General features: G+C 75.9%; 23 protein-coding genes. 13 read left to right on the top strand and 10 right to left on the bottom strand.

Going from position 1 to position 23,994, the window contains the following annotated elements:
• Nucleotides 1-80 precede the first annotated feature (80 nt).
• Nucleotides 81-1,412, top strand: a complete 1,332-nt coding sequence (locus JUB12_RS16615) for an NAD(P)/FAD-dependent oxidoreductase (protein ID WP_205696531.1) — start codon at nt 81-83, stop codon at nt 1,410-1,412.
• On the top strand, nt 1,409-2,245 hold the full coding sequence (locus JUB12_RS16610; RefSeq protein WP_205696530.1) for an SDR family oxidoreductase: 837 nt from the start codon (nt 1,409-1,411) through the stop codon (nt 2,243-2,245). The genes JUB12_RS16615 and JUB12_RS16610 overlap by 4 nt, the downstream gene beginning before the upstream one ends.
• A 6-nt stretch (nt 2,246-2,251) precedes the next feature.
• Here JUB12_RS16610 and JUB12_RS16605 read toward each other — a convergent pair whose 3' ends face one another.
• The gene (locus JUB12_RS16605; RefSeq protein WP_205696529.1) at nt 2,252-3,697 is read right to left on the bottom strand and encodes a hypothetical protein; all 1,446 of its coding nucleotides are present in this window, start codon (nt 3,695-3,697) and stop codon (nt 2,252-2,254) included.
• Nucleotides 3,698-3,739: 42 nt separating this feature from the next.
• Here JUB12_RS16605 and JUB12_RS16600 point away from each other — a divergent pair, with 42 nt between their 5' ends.
• The 3 genes from JUB12_RS16600 to JUB12_RS16590 all read left to right on the top strand — a co-directional run bounded on the left by JUB12_RS16600 (nt 3,740) and on the right by JUB12_RS16590 (nt 6,301).
• The gene (locus JUB12_RS16600; RefSeq protein ID WP_205696528.1) at nt 3,740-4,906 is read left to right on the top strand and encodes an MFS transporter; all 1,167 of its coding nucleotides are present in this window, start codon (nt 3,740-3,742) and stop codon (nt 4,904-4,906) included.
• 42 nt (nt 4,907-4,948) lie between these two features.
• The gene (locus JUB12_RS16595; RefSeq protein WP_205696527.1) at nt 4,949-5,293 is read left to right on the top strand and encodes a hypothetical protein; all 345 of its coding nucleotides are present in this window, start codon (nt 4,949-4,951) and stop codon (nt 5,291-5,293) included.
• A gap of 87 nt (nt 5,294-5,380) precedes the next feature.
• Nucleotides 5,381-6,301 carry an SDR family oxidoreductase gene (locus JUB12_RS16590; RefSeq protein WP_205696526.1) on the top strand — a complete coding sequence of 307 codons (921 nt, stop codon included), beginning with the start codon at nt 5,381-5,383 and terminating at the stop codon, nt 6,299-6,301.
• On the opposite strand, the gene JUB12_RS16585 is transcribed toward JUB12_RS16590, so the two are convergent.
• Together JUB12_RS16585 and JUB12_RS16580 are read right to left on the bottom strand one after the other, a co-directional pair.
• Nucleotides 6,298-6,702 (bottom strand): MmcQ/YjbR family DNA-binding protein, encoded by a 405-nt coding sequence (locus JUB12_RS16585; RefSeq protein ID WP_205696525.1) that lies wholly within the window; start codon nt 6,700-6,702, stop codon nt 6,298-6,300. The genes JUB12_RS16590 and JUB12_RS16585 overlap by 4 nt on opposite strands.
• 38 nt (nt 6,703-6,740) lie before the next feature.
• Nucleotides 6,741-7,778, bottom strand: coding sequence for a hypothetical protein (locus JUB12_RS16580; RefSeq protein ID WP_205696524.1), 1,038 nt, complete (start codon nt 7,776-7,778; stop codon nt 6,741-6,743).
• Nucleotides 7,779-7,901: 123 nt separating this feature from the next.
• On the opposite strand from JUB12_RS16580, the gene JUB12_RS16575 reads away from it, so the two are divergent.
• The 5 genes from JUB12_RS16575 (at nt 7,902) to JUB12_RS16555 (ending at nt 12,188) form a co-directional block, all read left to right on the top strand.
• Nucleotides 7,902-9,284, top strand: a complete 1,383-nt coding sequence (locus JUB12_RS16575) for a DUF3089 domain-containing protein (protein WP_205696523.1) — start codon at nt 7,902-7,904, stop codon at nt 9,282-9,284.
• 149 nt (nt 9,285-9,433) lie between these two features.
• Nucleotides 9,434-9,652, top strand: a complete 219-nt coding sequence (locus tag JUB12_RS16570; RefSeq protein ID WP_205696522.1) for a hypothetical protein — start codon at nt 9,434-9,436, stop codon at nt 9,650-9,652.
• Between the two features lie 82 nt (nt 9,653-9,734).
• Nucleotides 9,735-10,694: an alpha/beta fold hydrolase gene (locus tag JUB12_RS16565; RefSeq protein WP_205696521.1), complete on the top strand. Its 960-nt coding sequence runs from the start codon at nt 9,735-9,737 to the stop codon at nt 10,692-10,694.
• 88 nt (nt 10,695-10,782) lie between these two features.
• A complete protein-coding gene (locus tag JUB12_RS16560) occupies nt 10,783-11,364 on the top strand; it encodes a helix-turn-helix domain-containing protein (protein WP_205696520.1) in 582 nt (193 codons plus the stop codon).
• On the top strand, nt 11,361-12,188 hold the full coding sequence (locus tag JUB12_RS16555; RefSeq protein WP_205696519.1) for an SRPBCC domain-containing protein: 828 nt from the start codon (nt 11,361-11,363) through the stop codon (nt 12,186-12,188). Before JUB12_RS16560 ends, JUB12_RS16555 begins: the two co-directional genes overlap by 4 nt.
• Here JUB12_RS16555 and JUB12_RS16550 read toward each other — a convergent pair.
• Nucleotides 12,185-12,670: a DICT sensory domain-containing protein gene (locus JUB12_RS16550; RefSeq protein WP_205696518.1), complete on the bottom strand. Its 486-nt coding sequence runs from the start codon at nt 12,668-12,670 to the stop codon at nt 12,185-12,187. The two genes, JUB12_RS16555 and JUB12_RS16550, sit on opposite strands and share 4 nt — an antisense overlap.
• 249 nt (nt 12,671-12,919) lie before the next feature.
• Between JUB12_RS16550 and JUB12_RS16545 the strand changes: the two genes are divergently transcribed.
• Complete coding sequence (locus tag JUB12_RS16545) at nt 12,920-14,074, top strand: YbdK family carboxylate-amine ligase (RefSeq protein WP_205696517.1); 1,155 nt, start codon at nt 12,920-12,922, stop codon at nt 14,072-14,074.
• A gap of 2 nt (nt 14,075-14,076) precedes the next feature.
• Complete coding sequence (locus JUB12_RS16540; protein WP_205696516.1) at nt 14,077-15,855, top strand: N-acetylglutaminylglutamine amidotransferase; 1,779 nt, start codon at nt 14,077-14,079, stop codon at nt 15,853-15,855.
• Here the strand turns inward: JUB12_RS16540 and JUB12_RS16535 are convergent.
• The 5 genes from JUB12_RS16535 to JUB12_RS16515 form a co-directional block, all read right to left on the bottom strand.
• Nucleotides 15,852-16,649, bottom strand: coding sequence for a hypothetical protein (locus JUB12_RS16535; protein WP_205696515.1), 798 nt, complete (start codon nt 16,647-16,649; stop codon nt 15,852-15,854). The two genes, JUB12_RS16540 and JUB12_RS16535, sit on opposite strands and share 4 nt — an antisense overlap.
• 24 nt (nt 16,650-16,673) lie before the next feature.
• The gene (locus tag JUB12_RS16530) at nt 16,674-17,606 is read right to left on the bottom strand and encodes a neutral zinc metallopeptidase (RefSeq protein ID WP_205696514.1); all 933 of its coding nucleotides are present in this window, start codon (nt 17,604-17,606) and stop codon (nt 16,674-16,676) included.
• Between the two features lie 23 nt (nt 17,607-17,629).
• Complete coding sequence (locus tag JUB12_RS16525; RefSeq protein ID WP_205696513.1) at nt 17,630-20,026, bottom strand: beta-propeller domain-containing protein; 2,397 nt, start codon at nt 20,024-20,026, stop codon at nt 17,630-17,632.
• A gap of 62 nt (nt 20,027-20,088) precedes the next feature.
• Nucleotides 20,089-20,514 carry an SRPBCC family protein gene (locus JUB12_RS16520; RefSeq protein WP_205696512.1) on the bottom strand — a complete coding sequence of 142 codons (426 nt, stop codon included), beginning with the start codon at nt 20,512-20,514 and terminating at the stop codon, nt 20,089-20,091.
• An 11-nt stretch (nt 20,515-20,525) separates the two neighbouring features.
• Complete coding sequence (locus JUB12_RS16515; protein WP_205696511.1) at nt 20,526-21,794, bottom strand: CdaR family transcriptional regulator; 1,269 nt, start codon at nt 21,792-21,794, stop codon at nt 20,526-20,528.
• On the opposite strand from JUB12_RS16515, the gene JUB12_RS16510 reads away from it, so the two are divergent.
• Nucleotides 21,793-23,115: an NAD(P)/FAD-dependent oxidoreductase gene (locus JUB12_RS16510; RefSeq protein ID WP_205696510.1), complete on the top strand. Its 1,323-nt coding sequence runs from the start codon at nt 21,793-21,795 to the stop codon at nt 23,113-23,115. The genes JUB12_RS16515 and JUB12_RS16510 overlap by 2 nt on opposite strands.
• Here JUB12_RS16510 and JUB12_RS16505 read toward each other — a convergent pair.
• Entirely contained in the window at nt 23,112-23,951 is an 840-nt protein-coding gene (locus JUB12_RS16505) for an alpha/beta fold hydrolase (protein ID WP_205696509.1), read from the bottom strand. The two genes, JUB12_RS16510 and JUB12_RS16505, sit on opposite strands and share 4 nt — an antisense overlap.
• Nucleotides 23,952-23,994 lie beyond the last annotated feature (43 nt).

Below are 23,994 nucleotides of genomic sequence, written 5' to 3'. Positions count from 1 at the left end.
CGCCACACCCCCGCGCCGCAAGACGGTGGCGCGCACCCTGGATCCGCCGCGCTCACCGGCCTAGCGTTGGACGCGAGCACATGACCCACGTCTCCGCCATCTCCCGCGTCGCCGTGGTCGGCGCCGGTGCCGCCGGCCTGGCGGCGACCAAGGCCCTGCGCGACGCCGGCCTCGAGGTCGTCTGCCACGAACGCGCCGACCGCCCCGGCGGGCTGTGGGCGCGCGACGCGACGCGCACGACGTCCGCCTACCGGTCGCTGCACCTCAACACCAGCCGCGGCCGCACGGAGTTCGCCGACTTCCCGATGCCGGCCGACTGGCCGCACTTCCCGTCGGCCGAGGCGGTCGCCGGCTACCTCGCCGACTACGCGGAGCGCTTCGGCCTGCACGAGAGCCTGCGGCTGGGCAGCACCGTCACGGCCCTGGACCGCGACGACGCCACGCGCGACTGGCTGCTCACCACCGACGACGGCGCGGCGGAGCGCTTCGACGCGGTCGTCGTCGCCAACGGCCACAACTGGGACCCGCGCTGGCCCGAGCCGGCACCGCCCGGCCCCTTCGACGGTACCCAGCTGCACGCCCACGACTACGAGGACCCCGAGGTCTTCCGCGACCGCCGCGTCGTCGTGGTCGGCATGGGCAACTCGGCGATGGACATCGCCGTGGACGCCTCCTACGTGTCCGCGGGCCCGGTCCTGCTCTCGGCCCGGCGCGGGGTCCACATCGTCCCCAAGACGCTGCTCGGCCGGCCCGCGGACGCCACGGGCGCGGCGATGACCGTCCTGCCCTGGCGCGTGCGCCAGGTCGTCGCCGAGACGCTGCTGCGCATCGCGGTCGGCCCGCCGCAGCGCTACGGGCTGCCCGCGCCCGCCAGCGGCCTCTTCCAGAACCACCCGACGATCAGCGACACGATCCTGCACCGCCTGACGCACGGCGAGGTCGAGGCGCGGCCCGGCATCGCGCGCTTCGAGGGCGACCGCGTGCACTTCACCGACGGGCGCACCGACCCCGCCGACGTCGTGGTGTGGGCGACGGGCTACCAGGTGACGATCCCCTTCCTGGCGCAGCGCTGGACGGGCGGCGACCCGGAGCGGCTGCTGCTGTTCAAGCGCGTCTTCCACCTGGACGACCCGACGCTCGCCTTCGTCGGGCTCATGCAGTCGACCGGTGCCGCGCTGCCGGTCGTCGAGGCGCAGGCCAAGCTCGCGGCCGCCGGGTTCACCGCCCGCTACCCGCTCCCGCCCGCCGCGGCGCAGCGGCGCGACGCCGAGCGCGCGCTGGCCGCCGCCACGCGCCGGTGGGGCGATCGCCGGCCCGCGATGCGCATCGACTTCGACGCCTACGTCGCCGAGCTGGGCCGCGAGCTGCGGGGCGGCAGCCGCGGACGCCGGCGCGCGAAGGTGGCGGCATGACGCGGCTGCGCGACGCGACGGGCATGCGGGTCCTGGTCACCGGGGCGTCGGGCACGTTCGGCCGTGCCGTCGGCGAGGCGCTGGTCGCCCGCGGCGCGCGCGTCGCCGGCCTCGACGCCGCACCGCGCGACGACGACCCGTTCGCGGTCCTGCGCTGCGACCTCACCGACGACGACGCGGTGCCGGGCGCGGTCGCCGCGGCGGTCGCGGCCCTGGGCGGCCGCCTCGACGTGCTCGTCAACAACGCCGGCATCGGCGGTCCGGCGCCGGCGGCGCTGGCGCCCGGTGAGGAGGCGCGACGCCAGCTCGACGTCAACCTCCTCGGGACGTGGCGCGTGACCGCCGCCGCCGTCGACCCGCTCGTCGCCTCCCGCGGGCGCGTCGTCATGGTGGCCTCGCGCATGGCTGTCCTGCAGCTGCCCCTGGCCGCCGCGTACGGCGCCTCGAAGCGCGCCATGGTCGCCTACGCCGACGCGCTGCGCCACGAGCTCGGCACCCACGTGGGCGTGAGCTGCGTCTACCCCTCGGCGGTCCGCAGCCCGATCCACGACTCGACCGCCGCCGCGGGCCTCTCGCTCGAGGGCATGAGCAAGCTCGAGCCGCTCGAGGGCGTGGTCGATGCGGTCCTGCGCGCGGCGCTCAGCCAGCGCGTGCTGCGCGACGTCCCGACGACCCGTCGCGGCGGGCTCGAGCTGGCGCTCGCGCGCCACCTGCCGCGGCTGGCCGACCGCATCGTGGCCCGGACGCTCGCTGGCCGCGTGCGGGCGGGCGCGCTGGACGGCGCGCCCCTGGCGGCGACGCTGGTCGCCCGCCACCGCGACGCGGCTCGCTGAGCCGCGTCAGCGACAGACGGGCGCGGAGCGCTCGCGGCGCACGACGCCCTCGGACGTCGTGATCGCGGCGACCAGGGGCGCCTCACCGGGATGGCGGCGCGGCGCGCGGACCGTGCGCTCGAACGGCGGCGCCGAGTCCGTCGCCAGCACGTTGCCGCCCAGGCGGAAGCGCACGCGCTGCACGGCGTCGACGTCCCCGCCGACGGTGAGCCGCAGGCGCCCGCCGCGCACGCAGCGTCGCGCGAAGCGCAGGTCGCCCGCGCAGCCCGCGATGCGCTGGCTGGTGCACAGGACGGCCTCGGGGATGCGCGCCGCCTCCGCGTGCTTCGGACCGTCGCCCACCCGCACGCGCGCCAGCTCGCGCTCCTCGCGCAGGCCGATGACGGAGACCGTGTCGTCGCGGGTGTTCGTGACGAAGCAGCGGCGGCCGTCCGGGCTCGTGACGGCCCAGCCGGGCGCGTCGCCCACCGGGATGATGCGCCGGGGCTGGAGCGTGTCCGTCGCGACGAGCGCCACGTAGTCCGACACGCGGCCGGCGACGCACAGCGTCCGCTCGTCGGATGACAGCGCCAGGCCGTGGTGGGGCGCCTCGAAGTCGAAGTCCGCCTCGGTGGTGCCGTCCTTGACGGGCAGCTGGGCGACCCGCTCGACCCGGCCGTCGGCGAGGCGCACGCGCATGATGGAGCTCTCGAGGGAGCGCTGGGCGAAGAGCGTGGCGCCGTCCTTGGTGTAGGCCGTCGGCCGGATGCCGCGGTCGAACGTGAAGCGCTGGACCACGCGCAGGGAGGCCGTGTCGACGACGGTCAGCTGGTAGGGCGGCGGGGTCAGCGCCGCGCGCGCGGGCTCGGGCAGGACGATCGTCCCGATGCTCGAGTTGTAGAGACGCGAGCCGTCCTCGCTGAGGTGGTTGTCGTGCGGCCACTGCCCGGTCGGGACGGCGCCGACGATCCGCCGCCGGCCGGTGTCGACCACCACGACCTCGTTGGCGGTGAGCGCCGAGACGTAGAGCCGCCGCCCGTCGGCGCTGAGGGTCATGTGGTCGGCGCGCAGGCCGGGGATCGGGACCTTCCAGCGCAGGTCGCCGGTGCGCAGGTCGAAGGCGGCGACGTCGCCGCGGTGCCCGCGCGAGACGTAGAGCGTCGTGCCGTCGGGCGAGAGGTCCTGGTCCTGGGCGACGTTGACGCCGCCGACGCCGGTGATGAGCTGCTGGTTGACCAGCGCGAACGGCGGGTCGCCCTGGTCGACCGAGGGCCGCGCGCCGTCGGGGAGGACGTCGACGCTGCGCAGCACCTTCGCGGTGTGGGCGTCGAGGATCGAGACAGTGCCGCCCTCGGCGTTGGCGACGAGGACGACCTCCCGGCCCTTGGCCGGGCCCTGGACGTCGGCCTGGGCGGCGGGCGCGCCGAGGGCGAGGGCGCAGAGGGGGAGGGCGACGGCGCGGCGGACGGGCATGCGAACGCAGAGCATCGTCGGTCCGGCCGCCGTGGGTAGCCGATGGGGGTGCCCCGCTGGGCCGCATACGCCGGGTTCGCCGTGTTCGGCGCGTTCTGGGGCGCGTGGGGCGCCGCCCTGCCGGCGCTGCGCGACCAGGCGGGCGTGACCGAGGGCCAGCTCGGCGGGGCGCTGCTGTGCATCGGCGCGGGCGCCCTGCCGGCGATGCTCCTGGCCGGCCGCGCGGTCGACCGGGCCCGGGCGGGGGCGACCGCCGCGCTGCTCGTCGCCCTGGGCGTCGTCGGGGTCGTCGCGGTCGCGGCCGCCCACGACCTCGTCGCCCTCGCGGTCCTGCTGCTCGCGCTCGGCGCGGCGTCCGGCGCCGCCGACGTGGCGATCAACACCGCCGCCGGTGCGGCCGAGCGCGCGCACGGCGGCCCCGTCGTCACCCGCTCGCACGCCGCGTTCTCGGCGATGGTCGTCGTGGCGAGCCTCGGCACGGGTGCGCTGCTCGCCGCGGACGCGCCGCTCGTCGCGCCCTTCGCGGTCGTGGCGGTGGCGGCGGCGGCCGTCGCACTGGCCCTGCTGCGGGCCGACGGCGCCGCCATGCCACGCGCTCGGGGTCAGACCCCGTCGCATGCTCGGGGTCAGACCCCGTCGCATCGGCTGCGGCGCGGGCCGCTCGTCGCGCTGGGTGCGCTCGGCGCCCTGGCGTTCGCGGTGGAGAACGCCCACCAGAGCTGGAGCGCGATCTACCTGCACGACGTCGTCGGTGCGGGCGAGGCGACGGCGGCGGCCGGCCCTGCCGTCTTCGCCGCCGTCGTCGCCGTGACGCGCATCGCGGGGGGCGCCGCCGGCGGCCGGCACCCGCGCACGGCGGTCGTCGCCGGCGCGCTGGTCGCGGCGGCGGGCACGGGCCTGCTGGCCGGCGCGACGGCGTTGGCGCCCGCGCTCCTCGGCCTCGGCCTGGCCGCCGCCGGCACCGCCGTGCTGTTCCCGACGCTCGTCGTCGTCCTCACCGGGCGCGTCGCCGACGAGGTGCGAGGCAGCGCGACGTCGACCGTCACGACCGTCGCCTACCTCGGCTTCCTCGCCGGCCCGGTCTACGTCGGCGCGTGGGCGGGCGGCGTCGGGCTCGACGGCGCGATGGTCGCGGTGGCGGCGCTCGGCGTCCTGCTCGCGGTGCTCGCCGCGACGCGCCTGCGCCGGATCGCGGGGGCCATCGCCTGACAGCCTGTCAACGGGCGTCGCAGATGTAGGAGGATGGCGGGCATGCAGCCTCTCCAGCAGCTGGCCTTCGGCCGGATCCTCATCGGCGTCCTCTCCTGGGTCGCCCCGTCCTTCGTCGCCAAGGTGTTCGGCATCGGCGGCCCGACGGAGTCGCACATGCCCTCCCGCCTGTTCGGCGCGCGCGACCTCGCCCTCGGCGTCGGCACCCTCACCACGACCGGCGAGACGCAGAAGCAGATCGTGCGCCTCGGCGTCCTGTGCGACGCGCTCGACGTCGGCGCCGCGGTCGTCGGCAAGCGCGAGGGCTCGCTGCCCAAGGCGCCCGCCGTCGCGCTCGGCGTGATCGCCGCCGGCGCCGTCGCCGTCGGCGCCTCCTCGCTGAAGTAGTCCTCGCGCACGCCCGGGGGCGGCGCTCCTTGATCGCGTTCGACCTGCTGGTCGTCGCTCCCGGGCCCGTGGCGCACGATCCGCGCCATGCAGACCACGGACACGCCGCTGGCCGGCAAGGTCGCGCTCGTCGCCGGCGCCACGCGCGGCGCCGGGCGGGGGATCGCCGTCGCGCTCGGCGAGGCCGGGGCGACGGTCTGGTGCACGGGCCGCAGCTCGCGGGCGCAGGCCGGGCCCGACGGGCTGCCCGAGACGATCGAGGAGACCGCCGAGCTCGTGGACGCGGCGGGCGGCGTGGGGGTCCCGGTCGTCGCCGACCACCTCGACCACGACCAGGTCCGGTCCCTGGCACGACGCCTCGACGACGCGCACGGCGGGCTCGACGTCCTGGTCAACGACATCTGGGGCGGCGAGCTGCTCGTCGAGTTCGACGTGCCGCTGTGGGAGCACGACCTCGACGTCGGGCTGCGGATGCTCCGCACGGCGGTCGAGACGCACCTCGTCACGAGCCACCACCTCCTGCCACTGCTCATCCGGCGCCCGGGCGGGCTGCTCGTCGAGGTGACCGACGGCACGCGCACCTACAACGACGCCCACCGCCGCGTCAACGTCTTCTACGACCTCGCGAAGGCGGCGGCGCTGCGCCTCGCCTTCTCCCAGGGCCACGAGCTGGCGTCGCACGGCGCGACCGCCGTCGCGCTGACGCCGGGGTGGCTGCGCTCCGAGCTCATGCTCCAGGCGATGGGCGTGACGGAGGAGACCTGGCGGGAGGGGCGCAACCCGCACTTCGGCGCGATCTCCGAGAGCCCGCGCTTCGTCGGCCGGGCGGTCGCCGCGCTCGCCGCCGACCCCCACGTGCACCGCCGCAACCAGGGCTCCTTCTCCTCCGGCGAGCTCGCACGCGAGTACGGGTTCACGGACCTCGACGGCTCGCAGCCCGACTGCTGGCGCTACATGGTCGAGGTGCAGGACGCCGGGCTGCCGCCGGACCCCACGGGCTACCGCTAGCGCGCGGCGCGGCCCGCCGTGGCGAGCCACGCGCTGGCCAGGCGCTTGGGCGCGCGCGCCAGCCAGGCCTCGACGGCGAGCTCCTCGAGGTCGTCGACGTCCAGGCGCTCGACCCGGGCGAGGACGGTGGGGTGGCCGTCGAAGTGGCTCGTGGTGAAGAAGACGTCCGGCTGGGCGGCGAGCAGCGCCTCCTTGGCGTGCAGGCTCTCGACGCGCGCGCCGAGCGCGGGGCCGTCGGGCGCCGCCGCCCCGAGCTCCTCGAGGTCGGTCTCGCGCATCGGCCGCGACCACAGGAAGACGCGGTCGTGCACCCGCCAGGCCGGCATCTGGCCGTACGTGCTGCGCATGCTCGTGTCCGGCAGCGCGAGCGCGATGCGGCTCACGTCCTCCCACGTCGCCACGGCCCGACCCTACGGCGACAAGCGCCGCAGATCACCCCTCAACCTGCAGGGTCTTCCGCGGCGGCGCGGGCGGCCTCGACGACGCGGTCGGTGGCCGCGCGCAGCCGGCGGAAGAACGTGCGGCGGCTCACGTGGAACTCGCGCGCGAGGTGCTCGAGGGCGACGCCGCGCTCGACGTAGGCGCGGTGCAGGAGGTCGCGCTGGAAGCGCTCGTCGGCGGAGTCGCCGAACGCCTCCTCGATGAGGCGCAGGAGCTCGGAGCGGGCGGCCTCGGCGCGCGCGGCGACGGTCGTCCCCGTGGCGAACGGGCTGGCGGCCAGCGCCACCGGGTCGTGGAACGCGCGCAGCGCCTCGCGGACCTCGCCGGGCTCGGGAGCGCGGCGTGGGTCGGGCTCGCGGGCCGTGCCGAGGACGACGAGCCGGCCCAGCAGCCCCTCGTCACCGAAGTCGAGGATCCACGTCATGACGCCCTCGCCCTGGGCGTCGAGGCCCTCGCGGCGCTCGGCGCCCGACCGGCGCACGAGGTGCTCGAGGCCCGGCTCGTCGTGGTGGACGGGCACGTAGATCCGGTTGCGCACGAGGCCGCCGGCGCGGATCGTCGCCGCGAAGCGCACGGTCGCCGAGACCTGGGCGCGGTCCTCCGGCGCGACGGCGGCCGAGGTCCAGCTGCCGCGCCACAGCAGCGAGCGGTCCGCGGCGCCGAGGCCCCGGGCGTCGCGCGTCCACCCGGCCAGCAGCTCGTCCTCGTCGTCGATCGCGTCGTCGTCGTCGGCGGCCAGGACGACGCCGAAGGCCAGGACGGTCCCGTCGACGTCGCGCAGGACGTGGACGGCGTGCGGCGAGCGCCGTGCGTAGCCGGCGAGGACCTCGGCCGGGACGTCGCCGTCGACGCCCTCGAGCGCCGGGCGGTCGGAGGGCTCGAAGCGCCCGATGACCCGGTCGTCCAGCGCGGGCAGCCGGTGCGACCAGCTCCACGCCTCGCTCAACCCGGGTTGGGGCAGCAGCCCGGCCAGCTGCACCGCCGCGCGCTCGGCGATGCGCCGCTCGGCGACCCCCTCTCGCCTGCCGTCGACCACCACCGGCAGTCAACCCGCGACGCGCGCGGCCGGAGGTCGTGCCACCCGCACCGTGCGCGGGAGCGAGCCACACCCCGCCGCCCCGCCGCGCCGGCGCGCGCTCCACGGTACGGTCGCGTACACATGCGTCGTCCCCTCCGCGCTCTCCTCCCGGCGGTCCTCGCGGCCGGCGTCCTCGGTGCCGCCGCGACGGCACCGGCCTCCGCCGACGTGCAGTGGCTCTGCCGCCCGGACATGGCCGACAGCCCGTGCGACATCCCCCTGGACACGACCGTGCAGGAGGCGACGGGGCCCGACGTCGTGCAGCGCCCCACGCCCGGCGCCCGTGAGGTGGACTGCTTCTACGTCTACCCGACGGTCTCCAACCAGCTGTCGCCCAACGCGACCAAGGCGCGCGACCCGGAGCTCGACTCGATCGCGCAGTACCAGGCGGCCCGCTTCACCCGCCACTGCCGCGTCTTCGCGCCGATCTACCGCCAGGCCACGATCGGCTCGATCATCGCGTCGACGGCGCTGCCGCCGGACCGCAAGCTCGCCTACGACGACGTCGTCGAGGCGTTCAAGGCCTACCTCGAGCGCGACAGCGACGGCCGGGGCTTCGTCCTGCTCGGCCACTCGCAGGGCACGAGCGTGCTGCGCAACCTCCTGCGGCGGGTCGTCGACCCGGACCCGGAGCTGCGCCGCCGCCTCGTCGGCGCGGTCCTGCTCGGCGGCAACGTGACGGTGGCCGAGGGCAAGGTCGTGGGCGGCGACTTCGCGCACGTGCCGCTGTGCACCGAGCGCGCGCAGATCGGCTGCGTCGTCGCCTACTCGACGTTCTTCACCGACCCGCCCGACGGCGCGCGCTTCGGCAGGACGCCGGCGCCCGCGGCGGGCAACCCGCTGGCCCTGCCCGGCGGCAAGGGCTTCGAGGTCGCCTGCACCGACCCGCGGCCGCTGGCGGGCGCCGACGGACCGCTGCGCCTCCTGCTGCCCTCCAAGCCCTACGCGCCCGGGTTCATCGGGCTCGGGACGATCCTCACCTCGTCGGGCGCGCCGCCGAGCGCGTCGACGACGTGGGTCAGCCCGCCCGACCGCGCACAGGGCGGCTGCCGGTACGTCAACGGCGCGCACGTCCTGCGCCTGGACCCCGTCGGTCCGGGGTCGCGGCGGCCCAACGTCTTCCCCGAGCCGTCGTGGGGCACCCACCTGCTCGACATGAACCTCGGCCTGGAGGAGCTCGTCTCGCTCGTCGGCCAGCAGGCCGACCGCTACGTGCGCCCGCAGCTGACGCTGACACGCCGCTGCCTGCGCGGTGGGCGGCTGCGGGTCGGCCTGGGCGGCCGGGACGCGGCGTTCGCCGGCTCGGCGCGGGTCACCCTCGGCGGTCGCCGGGCCACCCTGCGCGGGGGTGCTGGGGCGCGTGTGGTGCGCCGCGGCAGGGCCCGGAAGGTCCGCGCCGTGGTCGCGCTGGAGCAGGGCGGACCGCGGCGGCTGGTGCTCGAACGCGCCGTCCCGCGGTGCTGACGGGGTGGTCTCGCGGCGAAGGGCACTAGACTGGGTCGTCCGGCCCGTGGCTTCCCCGGGCGCCAGCAGTGCCTCGCGTTCGCCGTTCGCTGCCCCTCGCAGCGCCCTCCGCGTTCTGCTCGAAGCACACGACCCAGAGAGGACCGACCATGGCTGGACGCAGCAAGCAGCGCACGACCTTCGCCAAGCTCAACCGCGAGACGCGGATGCAGGAGAAGCGTCGCGAGAAGGAGGCGCGCAAGGCCGCGCGCAAGCTCGAGGGCCCGGTCGACCCCCTGGAGGGCGTCGAGGTCGTCACCGAGCTGCGCCTCTCCGACGACGAGCTGCCGCCGGAGGCCGTCGCGCCTCGCGGCCGCGACGCCGAGTAGGCGTCCCTAGGCCGGATCGGGGGACCTCCCAGGGGGAGGTGCCCCCCGCGACGGCGCCCGGGACCGGCGGTAGTGTCGGCCCATGTCGAGCCTCCGCGCGGTCACGTCGCCTCCGCCGTTCGACGCGTGGGAGGTCGACCTCCACGGCCACCGGGTCGTGTACCGCACGGCGGGCAGCGGCCCGCCCGTCGTGCTCGTCCACGGCATGGTCAACTCGTCACGCCACTGGCAGGCGGTGGCCCAGCGGCTGGCCGAGCACCACACGGTCATCGCGCCCGACCTCGTGGGCCACGGGGACAGCGCGACGCCGCGCGGCGACTACTCGCTCGGGGCTCACGCCGCGGTCATCCGCGACCTGCTCTCGGCGCTGGGCATCGAGCGCGCGTCGATCGTCGGCCACTCCCTCGGCGGCGGGATCGCGATGGTGTTCTTCTGGCAGTTCCCCGAGCGCGTCGAGCGCCTCGCGCTCGTCTCCAGCGGCGGCCTGGGCGAGGAGGTCAGCCCGATGCTGCGCTCCGCGGCCCTGCCCGGGGTCAAGGCGCTGATCTCCCTCGCCGCCCACCGTCACGTGACGGGCGGCCTGGGCGCGACCGGCCGGCTGCTGCAGCGCCGCGGCTCGGGCCTCGGCGTCCAGCTGCAGGCCGTGGCCCGCGCGCTGCGCCCGCTCGAGACGCCCGGCGCCCGCGAGGCGTTCCTGCAGACCCTGCGCGCCGTGATCGACCGCCAGGGCCAGCGGGTCAACGCCAACGACCGCCTCTACCTCCTCGAGGCCGTGCCGACGCTCGTCGTCTGGGGCGAGCGCGACCGCACGATCCCGATCGAGCACGGCGAGGCGGCCCACCGCGCGATCCCGCACAGCCGCTTCGTCCGGCTTCCGCGGTCGGCGCACTTCCCCCACCTCGAGGACCCCGAGGGGCTGGCCGACGCCCTGCGCGAGTTCCTCGCGACGACCCAGCCGGCGCAGCTCGACGAGGACGCCTGGCGCGCCCTCCTGCGCGACCGCCCGCGCGCGCTTCCGCGGCCCCGCGTCGTCGCGGGCTAGCGGCTCGCGTGCGAAGAAGGGGACAGTCCCCTCGTTCGCACGCCGTGCTTGACAACATAGTTTGTCAATGGCACGGTGGGCATCGCCGATGCTCTCCGTGGACGTCATCGAGGACCCCGCGGCGGCGGTCGTGGCGCTCGACCCGCTGCGGGCACGGGTGCTGGCCGAGCTGCGCGAGCCCGCGTCGGCGGCGGCGCTGGCCCAGCGCCTGGGGCTCCCGCGCCAGAAGGTCAACTACCACCTGCGCGCGCTCGAGGCCCACGGCCTGCTCGAGGTGGCCGAGGAGCGCCTCCACGGCGGGCTGACCGAGCGGCTGCTCGTCGCCACCGCGGCCTCCTACGTCGTCTCGCCCGCCGCCCTCGGTCCCAGCGCGCCCGCCCCCGCGAGCGTCGGCGACCGACTGTCGGCCCGCTACCTGGTGGCGCTCGGGGCGCGGCTGATCCGCGAGGTCGGCAGCCTCGCGCGCGGTGCCCAGGCCCAGGAGCGCCGGCTCGCGACCCTCGCGCTCGACACGGAGATCGCCTTCGCCAGCGCCGAGGCGCAGGCCGCCTTCGCCCACGAGCTCACCCAGGCGATCACCGAGCTGGTCGCCCGGCACCACACCGACGGCGGCCGGCCCTTCCGGCTCGTCGTCGCCGCCCACCCCACCCCGCAGGAGGACGCCGCATGAGCACCGACCGTCGCGTCGAGGTCGAGGTCGAGGTCCCCGCCACGCCCGAGCAGGCCTGGGAGGCGATCGCGACGGGACCCGGGATCACCGCCTGGTTCATGCCCGCGGAGGTCGAGGGCCGCGTCGGTGGCGCGGTCGTCCACCGCCACGAGTCCGAGCTCGAGACGCCCGGCACCGTCACGGCCTACGAGGCCCCGCACCGCTTCGCCTACGAGGAGTCCAGCTGGCTGCCCGACGCCGAGCACCGCGAGCACGTCACCGCCACCGAGTGGTTCGTCGAGGCGCGCAGCGGCGGGACCTGCGTCGTGCGCGTGGTGATGAGCGGCTTCGGCGACGAGGACGCCTGGGACAAGGCGATGGAGTCCTACGCCGCGGGTTGGCGCCAGGCGCTGCTGTCCCTGCGCCTGTACCTGACGCACTTCCCTGGCGAGCGCGCCGCGTCGATCACCGCCGGCGGGCCGCCCCAGCGCGGCGACGCCGACGCGGTCTGGACGGCGATGTGCAGCGACCTCGGCGTGCCGCCCGAGCCGCGGGCCGGTCAGCGCCTCGAGACCGCGGGCAACGGCGTCCCGGCCTTCGGGGGCACCGTCGTCGAGGCGGGCGGGCGGATGGTCACGCTCGTCCTCGACACGCCGGCCGGGGGCCTGGGCTTCCTGGGCGCCGGGGGACCCGGCGAGGACGTGTTCACCTTCGTGCGCGCGCAGCTCTTCGGGGACGGCACCGACGCGGTCGCGGCGCGCGAGCAGGCGGCGTGGGAGGCGTGGTTCGCCGGCCGCTCCGTGCGAAGAAGGGGACAGTCCCCTGCTTCGCACGCGGGCCCCTAGGCGCGGCGGTCCAGCAGCGAGCGCACGGCAGAGCGCACGAGCTCGCGGTCCCACGTCACCGCGTAGCGGAAGCGGCGCTCCATGTCCGCGCCGGTGTCGCCCAGGTCGTAGGCGAGCAGGGCCCCGGCGACGTCCGGACCGAGCAGGACGACGTCCCACTGGCGGGCGAGCGGGTCGTCCTCGCGCAGCGCCGCGCCGTGGACCCCGGGAGCCGGGTCAGGCCCGAAGCCCTCGCCGAACGCCCCGACGTGGCCGCCCTGCGCGGCGAGCTCGCTGTAGCGCCGGCGGGTCGCCGGCGTGAAGTGGCGCACGTGCTCGAAGCTCGCCAGCAGCATGCCCGCCGCGCCCAGGGCGTGGGCGCGGTCCTCGAGCTCACGGCTGAGGCGCAGCAGGGTGCCCTTGGCGGCGACGCGCAGGTCGGGCGCGTCCGCGACGAGGTCGAACGGCGACGCGACCGCGGGGAGGCTGACGTGGCTGGCCATGGTCCTCTGGGCGGTCGGCGCGGCGAGCCGGACCTTGAGCGAGCGGGCGCGCGGGAGCGCCAGGACGGGGCGGACTAGGACCGACCGGCGAACGGCGGCGCACGGACTTCGGCCCCGTGGACAGCCCGTGACGGCCGGTCACCGGGCACGATCGGAGCCACCCGTGCGGCACGTCGCTGATCAGAACCGGCCGTCACTGGGCATGCCCTTGGTGATGCAGGACGCAGACGTGGCGCCGAGGCAGGCGGCGTGAAGCACCCAGCATGGGCGTCGTGGGCGCCCGGCGCCGCGGAGCGCCCCTGGACCATCGGGGTCGAGGAGGAGGTCATGCTCCTCGACGCGCAGACGCACGAGCTCACGCCGAAGATCGACGACGTGCTCGCCGGGCTGTCGCAGGCGCTGGTCGGCCACGTGTCGGCCGAGACGCACGCCTCAGCCGTCGAGATCGCGACCGGCCCGCACGAGACCGTGGCCGGCGCCGTCGACGAGCTGAGCGCCCTGCGCGCCGCGCTCGCGGCCGAGCTCGCCAAGCACGGCGCGACCGCCGCCGCCTCGGGCACCCACCCGCTGGCGGAGGGCATCGGCGCGGTCTCGCCCCACGCGCGCTCGCAGTCCGTGCTCGAGTCGATGCGCGAGCTCGCCCGCCGCGAGCCGACCTTCGCGCTGCACGTGCACGTCGCGGTGCCCGACCCCGACATGGCCGTCCGCGCGCTCGACGGGCTGCGCACGACGCTGCCCATCTTCCTCGCGCTGTCGGCCAACTCGCCGTTCTGGCGCCGACGCGACTCGGGCCTGGCCTCGGCGCGGACGCCGATCTTCAGCACCTTCCCGCGCACGGGCATCCCGCGGTCGTTCGGCGACTGGGACGGCTACGTCGGCGCCGTCGACCTGCTCGTCCAGGCCGGCGCGATCCCCGAGCCGACCTTCCTGTGGTGGGACGCCCGGCTGCAGCCACGCCTGGGCACGCTCGAGGTCCGCGTGATGGACGCCCAGATCGGGATCGACGACGTCGCCGCGCTCGTGGCGCTCGTGCAGTGCGCGGTCATGGAGGCCGCGACCGCCGGCGAGGCGCCGGAGCGGGTCGCCGCGCCGCCGGAGGTCCTCGAGGAGAACCGCTTCCTCGCCGCCCGCGACGGCATGGACGCGTGCCTCATCGACCCCGTGGCCGGCCGCCGGCGCCCGGTGCGCGACTGGCTGTTCGAGCTGCTGGACCGCGTCGTCGTCCACGCCGACGACCTGGGCTGCGCCGACGAGCTCGGCCTCGTCCCGGCGCTGGCCCAGGACCCCGGTGCCGCCCGCCAGCGCGAGCGCGCCGGCGCGGGCGAGCCCGGCGACCTGCGGGCGCTGGTGAGCACCTTGACCGACGACTTCCGCGAGCCCCAGGCCGCCCCCGGAGAGGCCTAGCCGTGTGCGGGTTCGCTGGGGAGGTCCGGCGCGACGGCGCGCCGGACACCGCGGTGCTGGAGCGCATGGGCGAGGTGCTCGCCCCGCGCGGCCCCGACGGGCACGGGCTGTGGCGCAACGGGCGCGTGGGCCTCGTGCACCGGCGGCTGGCGATCATCGACCTGTCCGACCTCGGCGCCCAGCCCATGGGCGACGACGAGCTCGGGCTGACGATCACCTTCAACGGCATCATCTACAACCACCGCGAGCTGCGGGCCGAGCTCGAGCGCGAGGGCCACACCTTCCGCTCGCACTCCGACACCGAGGTGCTGCTGCGCGGCTGGGCGGCCTGGGGCGAGGGCGTCCTCGAGAAGCTCAAGGGGATGTTCGCCTTCGCGCTGGTCGAGCGCGACAGCGGCCGTGTCGTCCTCGCGCGCGACCGGCTGGGCAAGAAGCCCCTGTACGTGGCCGAGGGCCGTGGCGGCGTCCTGCGCTTCGCCTCGACGCTGCCGGCGCTGCTGGCGGCGGGCGACGTGGACACCTCGATCGATCCCGTGGCGCTGCACCACTTCCTCTCGTGGCACTCCATCGTCCCGGCGCCGCGGACGATCCTCCAGGGCGTGCGCAAGCTCCCGCCGGCCACGGTGCGCATCATCGAGCGCGACGGCACGTCGAAGGACCGCCTGTACTGGGACCCGCCGTTCGCGCGCGACCCCGGCGAGGCCGCCATGGACGCCGCCGACTGGGCCGACGCGGTGCGCGAGGCGCTGCGGGTGGCGGTGCGGCGGCGGATGGTCTCCGACGTCCCCGTCGGCATCCTGCTGAGCGGCGGGCTGGACTCGAGCCTCATCGTCGCGCTCCTCGCGCAGGAGGGCCAGAAGGGCCTCGCGACGTTCTCGATCGGCTTCGACGCGGTCGGCGAGCAGGAGGGCGACGAGTTCTTCTACTCCGACCTCGTCGCGCGCGAGTTCGAGACCGACCACCACAAGATCCACATCCCGGTCGGCGACCTCGTCGAGGCCCTGCCCCATGCGATCCGGTCGATGAGCGAGCCGATGACCTCCCACGACTGCGTCGCCTTCTGGCTGCTCTCCCGCGAGGTCGCCAAGAGCCGCAAGGTCGTGCAGTCCGGCCAGGGCGCGGACGAGGTCCTGGGCGGCTACTTCTGGTACCAGGAGCTGGCCGACACCGAGGGCCACGGCGCCAGCGACTACCGCGCCGCGTTCTTCGACCGCACCGACGCGGAGATCCAGTCGGTCGTCGGCCCCGACCACCGCGTGACCGACGACCCGAGCGGCGCGTTCCTGCGCGCGCACTTCGGCCGGCCCGGCGCCGACACTCCCGTCGACCGGGCGCTGCGCGTGGACACCGAGGTGATGCTCGTCGACGACCCCGTCAAGCGCGTGGACAACATGACCATGGCGCACGGGCTCGAGGCCCGCACGCCGTTCCTGGACCACGACCTCGTGGAGCTGGCGGCGCGCTGCCCGCCGGAGCTCAAGCTCGCCCAGGACGGCAAGGGCGTGCTCAAGGACGCGTCCCGCGGCGTGGTGCCCGACGCGGTGATCGACCGCGAGAAGGGCTACTTCCCCGTGCCGGCGCTGTCGCACCTCGAGGAGCCGGTGCTGACGTTCGTGCGCGAGGCGCTGCACGCGCCGTCGGCCCGCGAGCGCGCGCTGTACGTGCCCGAGCGCGTCGACGCGATGCTCCGGGACCCCAACGCGCACACGACGAACATCGGCTCGTCGGCGGTCTGGCAGATGGCGCTCCTGGAGCTGTGGCTCCAGGAGCACGTCGGCTAGCCGCGCGAGCGCCGGCAGGGCAGCGCGACCGCGAGGGTCTGCCCCGGCCCGCCGTCGGCGAACGCGACGACGGCGCGGCCGGTCCACGTCCCCGAGCAGGTGCGCGGCGTGGTGAGCAGCGCGCGGCGCACCCGCTTGGTCGTCGTGACGCGCCTGAAGCGGGGCCTGCTCTGCCCGCGCTTGCGCGGCAGGCGCTTGCGCTTCGTCGTCCGCACCGTCTCGGTGCGCGAGGCGCCGATGCGCAGGCCGACCGAGCGCAGCCGGAACGTGACCCCGGGCGGCAGCTCCGAGCCCGCGGGCGCGACGTCGTCGGCGCGCAGCTCCAGCCCGCCGTCGGCCGTGCGCAGGATCCGCGCCGTGGCGCCGACGGTGACGCCGAAGCTCGGCACGCGGATCGTCAGGGCGACGCCGGCGAGGTCCCCGCTGCGCACGGGATCGGTGAGGTAGGCCGCCAGCTCGGCCTGGACGTCGCTGGTGCCCAGCAGCGTCTGCACCGCGGCGGTCGCCCGGCCCGTCCCGACCTGCGAGGCCGCCGGGCACTGGTGCGCGTCGGCCTGGGCGGCGCTGCAGCGCTGCGCCACCGCCCGCGCGTCGAACGCGAAGCCCCGCTGCACGGTGAGCGTGAAGCCCTTGGGCAGGCGCGACTGGTCGAGCTTCGCCCCGTCGACCGCCACGCTCACCGTCGTCGCGCTGGCCGGCGTGTGCGGCTCCAGCGCCACGTCCACACCGGGCTGCTGGGCCGCCGCGGAGGCCGGCACGACGAGGACGAGCAGGACGGCGGTCACGAAGCGCATCGGATGAAAGGTGCCAGGTACCTTTCACGCGCGCACGAAGGCCGTGCAGGTGGAGGGCTCGCCGGAGTCGAAGCCGAGCTGCCAGGCGTCGCGGCGCTCCTCGGGCGTGCCGTGGTGCTGCTCGGAGCCGACCTCGAAGTCGCCGACGGCCAGCGCGGTGTTGAGCGCCTCCTCGACGTCGCCGGGCTTGAGGCGGCCCTCGCGGTAGACCGAGGCGCCCCAGACGCCCGCCAGGCAGTCGGCCTGCAGCTCGAACGGCCGGGCCGAGGCGCCGCGGCGCTGGGCCGAGAAGAAGCCGAGCTCCTCCTGGAGGTTGTGGGCGTACTCGTGGGCCACGAGGTAGGCCGTCCCGAAGTCGCCCACGGCGCGGCCGTAGCCCGCCTGCTGGCCGGGGAAGCCGTCGGCCACGCCCTCGAAGACGCCCGCGGCGAGGACCTCCCCGACGTAGATCGTGTCGTCGGCCGGGCAGTAGAACGCGGCGGTGTCGTCGGCGGGGCTCCCGCACCCGCTGCGCGTCACGCGGCCCTGCGGCACCCAGACGTAGGAGACGCGCGGCTCGCGCTGGCCGTTGGCCTCGAAGGTCCGGGTCCAGTAGCGGTCGACCGAGCGCAGCGTGTCGGTGAGGAACGCGCCGATCGTGCCCTCCTCCTCGCGCCCCTCGGTCGACGGAGGCCGCGTGGCGGGGCCCGCGCGCGGGACCGTGCGCTCGAGGTCCTCGAGGGCCTGGCGCACCCGGCGCTCGAGGTCGCGGCCCACGCGCCGCGCCTCGGACCGGACCTCGCGCAGGCGCGTGCGCACGCGCTCGGCGCGGTCGCCGATCTCGCGGTCGACGCGGTCGCGCAGCGCCTCCGCCTGCTCGCGGACGTCCTGGCGCACGTCATCGACCGCGTCCGAGCCGCAGCCCGCGATGCCCACGCAGGACAGGCCGACCACCAGGACGCTCAGCCACCGTCGCACGAGCGCCCTCTACCCGCCGAGGCTCAGTCGATGACGCGGGCGACGGTCACCGACTGCACCCGGCCGCTCTTGCGGCCGATGCGGAACTCCGTGATGACCTTGCCGGCCTCGAGCCGGCCGCGGATGCACGAGCGCCGCCCGAACTCCGTCGCGCAGCGCACCCGCAGCGTCCGGCGCACCGCCCGCTCGGTCGACCCGACCCCCACGTCGCCGGACGTGCGGTCGAGGCGGCTCGTGGTGGTGACGAGCGTCACGCCGCTGCCCTCGCCGAGGACGACCCGCAGGCCCGCCCAGCGCAGCTCGCGCACCGACCCGCGGATCTCGTCCGGGATCGTCCTCGCCGAGCGCGGCGCGTCCGAGCGGTGCTGGCGGACCTGCTCCTCGTCCATGCCCATCGCGATCCCCGCGATCGAGCGGCCCGGCAGGATCGTCGGGGTCACCGGGGTGATCGACGCGCGCGCCCGGGGACCGGCCGTGGCGCTCGCCGCGCTGCCCGCGGCGGCCATGACCGGCATCGGCACCGGGTACGGCCCGCCGCCGCCGCTGCCGGGCGCCGCGGGGAGCTCGAGCGCGCTCACGCGACCGAGGTCGGCGAGCCGGCTCGTGACGACCTCGCGGTCGGAGAACGTGAGCAGCCGCTCGCCCACGACGACCGCCCGGTCCACCGCCCCGAACCACCCGCCGGCGCCGCGCTGCGCCACCCGCCCGACCTCGCGCAGGCCGTCGCGCCCGGCCCGCAGCCCGACCGCGCCGACGAACCCGCCGCGCGCCGGGTCGCTGACGGGCAGGACCGCCAGCTTCGTCGCCGGCCACCACAGGAACGCGTGGTGGTCCCACTCGACCTGCGACGCCCACCCGCCGGGCACGTCCCAGCGGTCCAGCCGCCGCGGCGCCGCCGGATCGGCCACGTCGAACAGCGACACCTGCGCCCCCAGGCGCCGCCCCTCGGGCGTGGCGTCCTGGCCGACGCCGAGCAGGAGGTCCTCTCCGATCGGGTGCAGGTAGCCGCTGTAGCCGAGGACCTTCAGCTCGCCGCGCACCCGCGGCGCCCGCGGGTCGGACAGGTCGACGGTGTACAGCGGGTCGGTCTGGCGGAAGGTGACGACGTAGCCGAGGTCGCCGAGGAAGCGCACCGCGCGGATCGTCTCGCCGCGACCGAGCCCGCCGACGCGACCGATGCGCTGCAGCGTCCCGTCGCGCTCGTCGAGCACCGTCACGAAGCTCTCGCTCTCCTCGGCGGAGGAGAGCATCCACGGCGCCCGCTCGGTCGTCGCGACCCGCAGCACGCCGCGGTGCTCGCTGAACGCGAACTGGTTGAGCACCCACCCGGGCACCGAGCCCGTCGCGCGGTACGTCGTCCTGGGCTCGGGCCCCGTCGCGAAGCGGTGGACGTGCGTGACGACGTCGTCGGGACCGTCGCCGGTCGGCGGGACCCACGTGGTCTGGGCGACGTAGAGCGAGTCAGCCGACGCGTAGACGTCGTCGCCCGAGGCCATGACGGCGTCCACGTCGACCGGGTCGATCCCGCGGTCGAGGTCGAGCGTCAGCACGCTGAGGACGTCGAGGCCGGAGTAGGCGCTCGGCCGGCGAACGCGCTGGCAGCCGCCGACCAGCCGCTCGCCCGACGTGGTGCCGTCGGCGGCGCGGACCCGCAGCTCGGGCAGGAAGGTCGCCGCCCCGGCCTGCGCCAGCGCCTCGACGCCGCGCCGGCGGACCTCCTCGGCCGGCAGCGGCTGCTCGCCGTCGGCCGGCGCGGGCAGGACGATCGGCTCGGGCACCGACGTGAGCACGACGCGCGCGACGTCGCCCTGGCGGCGGGCGCTGACCAGCGCACCGTCGACCTCGAGGATGCGATCGACGCGCAGCGCTCGCGCGTCGCCCACCGCGACGTCGACCAGGGCGGAGCGGCCGTAGCCCGCGCTCGCGAGCAGCAGGAGGCGGTCGCCGTGCAGCAGCAGCTCGCCGCCGTAGAGCCCCTGGGGCACGTCGACCGAGCTCAGCAGGGCCGGGGACCCGTCGCGCGCGTCGAGCGCGTGGATCCGCCCGCCGGCGAGGGTGAACACGATGCCGCGCCGCGCCTTGACCGTGTCGGGCTCGTCGACCCCGGCCTCCTGGACGTTGGTCTCGGAGGTCGCGACGTCGCCCTCCGCGCTGCCCGACGCGCCGAGGACCTGCCCGCCCGCCGACGGCGCCGCGGTGGGCACGGGCGTGCCGGCCGCGCGGTTCACGGCCTGGTAGACCGGCACCGCGCCCGGGTGACGGACGGCCTGCGCGCGCGCCCAGCCCAGCAGGGCGTCGCAGCCCGAGAACGCGGCGAGCCGCGCTTTGGACGGCTTGGCCGCGGCCTCCTGCGGCGCGACCACCACCGCGAGCAGCACGACGAGGGACGCCGCGACGCGCGCGGCCAGGCGGGACAGCATGGGGCCGAGGATGGCCCCGAAGGGGTAGGTCGTCAACCGCCCTTCGACGGGCGGGTGCGCACCTACGCCCGCTGGTCGACCTCGGGCAGCCCGGCGCGGATCGACTTGTCCAGCTGCTTGGCGACGACCTTGTCCAGACCGGGCACCACGGCGCCGAACTCGATCATGTAGTCCAGCCTGCTGCCGCCCGACGGCGTCGACGAGAACGTCATGACCCCGCGGTGGCCGCGCAGCGGGCTGCCCTTCGTGATCTTGTAGGCGATCTTCTCGTTGGGGACGACCTCGGTGGTCGTCTCCTCGAACGGCGGCAGGACCGCGATCCGCAGCTGGCGCGCCGAGCCCACCCCGTTGCGGGTGCCGTCGTCGCCGTCCTTGAGGCGCTTGATCTTCGCGGGCAGGATCGTCTCGAGGTTCTCGTGCTCGCTGAGGAACGCGAAGACGCGGTCGACCGGCTTGGAGAACTCGTGCTCGATGTGGACGCGGGCCATGGGCGGGGACCCTATCCGGCGGTCGGTCCGAGGCGCCGGACCAGCTCGAGCGCCAGGGCGAGCGCCAGCCGTCGCTCGCTGAGCGGGTGGCCGAGGAGCTCCTCGGCCTTCGCGATGCGCGACAGCACCGTGTTGCGGTGCAGGTGCAGCCGCTGGGCGGTGCGCGGGCCGTTGCCACCCTCCTCGAGGAAGACGCGGACCGTCTCGCGCAGCCGGCCCGTCGCCGCGTCGGGCGCCCCGAGCGCGCCGAGCACGGAGGCGCAGAACTCCGCGGCCTGCTCGCGGTCCTGCGCCGCGAGGGCGACGACCTCGACCTCCGACCACGTCGTCAGCCGCTCCCGCTCGGCGCGGCCCGCCGCCGCGGCGACGAGCCGGTGGGCGGCCAGCGCGCTCACGTGCGTGCGCCGGAACCCCGTCATGCCCTCGCGCGTCGGGCCGACCGCGGCGTGCACGTGGGGGTCGACCGCCTCCATGGCACGGCGCAGCGCCTCGGGCGGAGGGTCGCGGTCGGTGCCCAGCCAGGCCCACAGCGTCGACGTCCCGGCCGGCAGGACGAGCGGTCGCCCGGCCCCGGCCGCCCGTGCCAGCGTGCTGGCCGCGCGCTCGAGCGCGCCCTGGACCGCCCCGGGCGGGTCCGCCCACAGCACGACGGCGGTGTGGCGGCGCCGCAGCTCGTAGCCCAGGCGCGCGCTCGCCCCCTCGGGGTCCAGCGGCGCGCCGTCGAGCAGCAGCCGCACGGTCTCCGTGCGCCGGGCCAGCGCGCCGCCCAGCAGCGCCTCGCGCTCACGCTGCACGAGCGCCATGACGCCGCCGAGCACGCGGTCGACGTAGCCGAACATCAGCGCCGAGGCGCGGTCGAGCACCGCGAGCAGCTCCGTGCGGTCGGGCACCTCCTCGGCGGCGAGGTCCATCCACCGCCGCCAGGCGAGGTTCTGGCCGGTCCGGTAGGCGGTCATGAGCGACTCGAGCTCGATGCCGCGGCGCACGAGGCTGCGCGCCACGTCGAGGGCCTCGGGCGGCGGCTCGGGCGAGACCTCGACGCCCGGCCGGGCGACCATCGCCCGCAGCCAGCGCTCGAGCACCGCCCGGTTGGACGCCGAGGTCTCGGCCAGCACCGTGGCGTCGGCGGCGAGCTGCGGCGCCCCCGCGAAGACGACGCCGTCGACGTCGCGCGCCACCGCGTCGAGGTCGTCGAGCAGCCGCTGCGCGATGCGCCGGATGTGGTCCTCGACCGCCACCGCCCCCGATCGTGCCAGGCGGCCGGTACGGTCAGCCGTCATGGTCCTGTCCCCTCGCACCTGCGTCATCGGCGCGGGCTCCAGCGGCATCGCCGCGGCCAAGGTCCTGCACGAGCGCGGCGTGCCGTTCGACTGCTACGAGCTGAGCGACCGCGTCGGCGGCAACTGGGTCTTCGGCAACGCCAACGGGATCTCGGCCTCCTACCGCTCGCTGCACATCAACACCTCGCGCGAGCGCATGGAGTTCTCGGACTTCCCGATGCCCAAGCGGCTGCCCGACTTCCCGCGCCACGACCACATCGCGGCGTACTTCGACGACTACGTCGACCACTTCGGCTTCCGTGACCGGATCCGCTTCCGGACCGCGGTCGAGCACGTCACGCCGCTGGCGGGCGGCGGCTTCGACGTCCGCCTCGGCACGGGCGCGACCGAGCGCTACGACGCCGTCGTGGTCTGCAACGGCCACCACTGGGACCCGCGCTGGCCCGAGCCGGCGTTCCCGGGCGCGGCCGAGTCGTCGATCGAGCAGCTCCACAGCCACAGCTACACCGAGGAGGAGCAGCTGGCGGGCAAGGACGTCGTCGTCCTCGGGATGGGCAACTCCGCCATGGACATCGCGGTCGACGCCTCCTACCACGCCCGCTCGGTGTACCTCGCGCACCGCCGCGGCGCGCACATCGTCCCGAAGTACGTCTTCGGCAAGCCGGTCGACCAGCTCGGCGGCCAGGCGCTGCCGGGCGCCATCCGCTGGCCCGTCATCCGCACGATGCTGCGCCTGGTCAACGGCGACCTCACGCAGTACGGGCTCCAGCAGCCCGACCACAAGTTCGGCCAGGCGCACCCAACCGTGTCCGGCCGCATCCTCGACCGGCTCGCGCACGGGGCCATCACGCCCAAGCCGAACATCGCGCGCCTCGAGGACGACGAGGTGGTCTTCGAGGACGGCTCGCGCGTGCACGCCGACCTCGTCGTCTACTGCACGGGCTACAAGATCACGTTCCCGTTCTTCGACGAGGACGTCGTCGCCGCCCACGACAACCGGCTGCGGCTCTTCGAGCACGTGGTCCACCCGGGCATCGACCGCCTGTACTTCATCGGCCTGGTGCAGCCCCTGGGGGCGATCATGCCGATCGCCGAACGCCAGTCCCAGCTCGTCGCCAACCACCTCACCGGCGTCTACGCGCTGCCCTCGCGGGCGGAGGTCGAGCGCTCCATCGACGCCAAGCAGGAGGCGATGCGCAAGCGCTACGTCGCGTCGAAGCGCCACACGATCCAGGTGGACTTCGAGGACTACATGCGCGAGCTCCAGCAGGAGATGGACGCCGGCGCCGCCCGCGCCGAGGCGGGGCCGGTCCCCGCCTAGGCGGCGAAGTGGGACACGAGCGCCTCGGCGACCTCGTCGGGGCGCTCGTCGACGACGAAGTGCCCGGCGCCGCGCAGGAAGCGCACCTCGACGTCGTCGGCGTGCGCGCGGAAGCGCTCGACGTCGGCGGGCGTGATGACCGGGTCGCGGTCCCCGTGCAGGACGAGCAGCGGCGCGCGCAGCCGCTGGTCGCGGCGGGCGCCCATCGCGCGCAGGTCGCGCAGGATCGCCGACCGGTAGACCTGCTGGGTGACGTGCGGGTGGGCCTTGAGGCCGGCCGCGTTGATCGCCGCGTCGTCGGACGCCACGCGCAGCTGGAAGCGCTCGAAGAGCGGCGTGCGCGGGATGAGGCCGCCCAGCACGGGCGACGCGTTGAGCGGGATGTAGAGGTAGCGCCAGGCCTGGGTGATGGACAGCGGCTGGTCGCGCCACACCGGGACGATGTTGACCGTCGCGATCCGCGTCACGCGCTCGGGCACGCGCAGGCCCAGGAGCTGGGCGACGAAGCCGCCCCAGTCGTGGCCGGCGACGGCGAAGCGCTCGACGCCGAGCGCGTCCAGCGTCGCCAGGACGTCGGTGGCGAGCTGCTCCTTGTCGTAGCCGTGCCTCGGCGCCTCGGACCAGCCGTGCCCGCGCAGGTCGGGCGCGACGACGCGGTGGCCGGCGGCGGCGAGCCGCGGGATCGCATGGCGCCAGATCCACCAGCTCTGGGGCCAGCCGTGGAGGAGCACGACGACGTCGCCGTCCTCGGGGCCCGCGAGGGCCACGTGCATGGCGAAGCCGGGGGCGTCGACGTGCCGGTGCTCGACGCCGTCGAGGTGCGGGAGGGGGCGCATCGCCGGGATCATCCCCGCGACGCGCCCCGCCCGTCGAGTCGTG

The organism is Conexibacter sp. SYSU D00693 (assembly GCF_017084525.1).
Taxonomy (GTDB): Bacteria; Actinomycetota; Thermoleophilia; order Solirubrobacterales; family Solirubrobacteraceae; genus Baekduia.
Note: the sequence above shows the minus strand (reverse complement) of the source record. Positions and strands in the feature narration are given on the sequence as shown.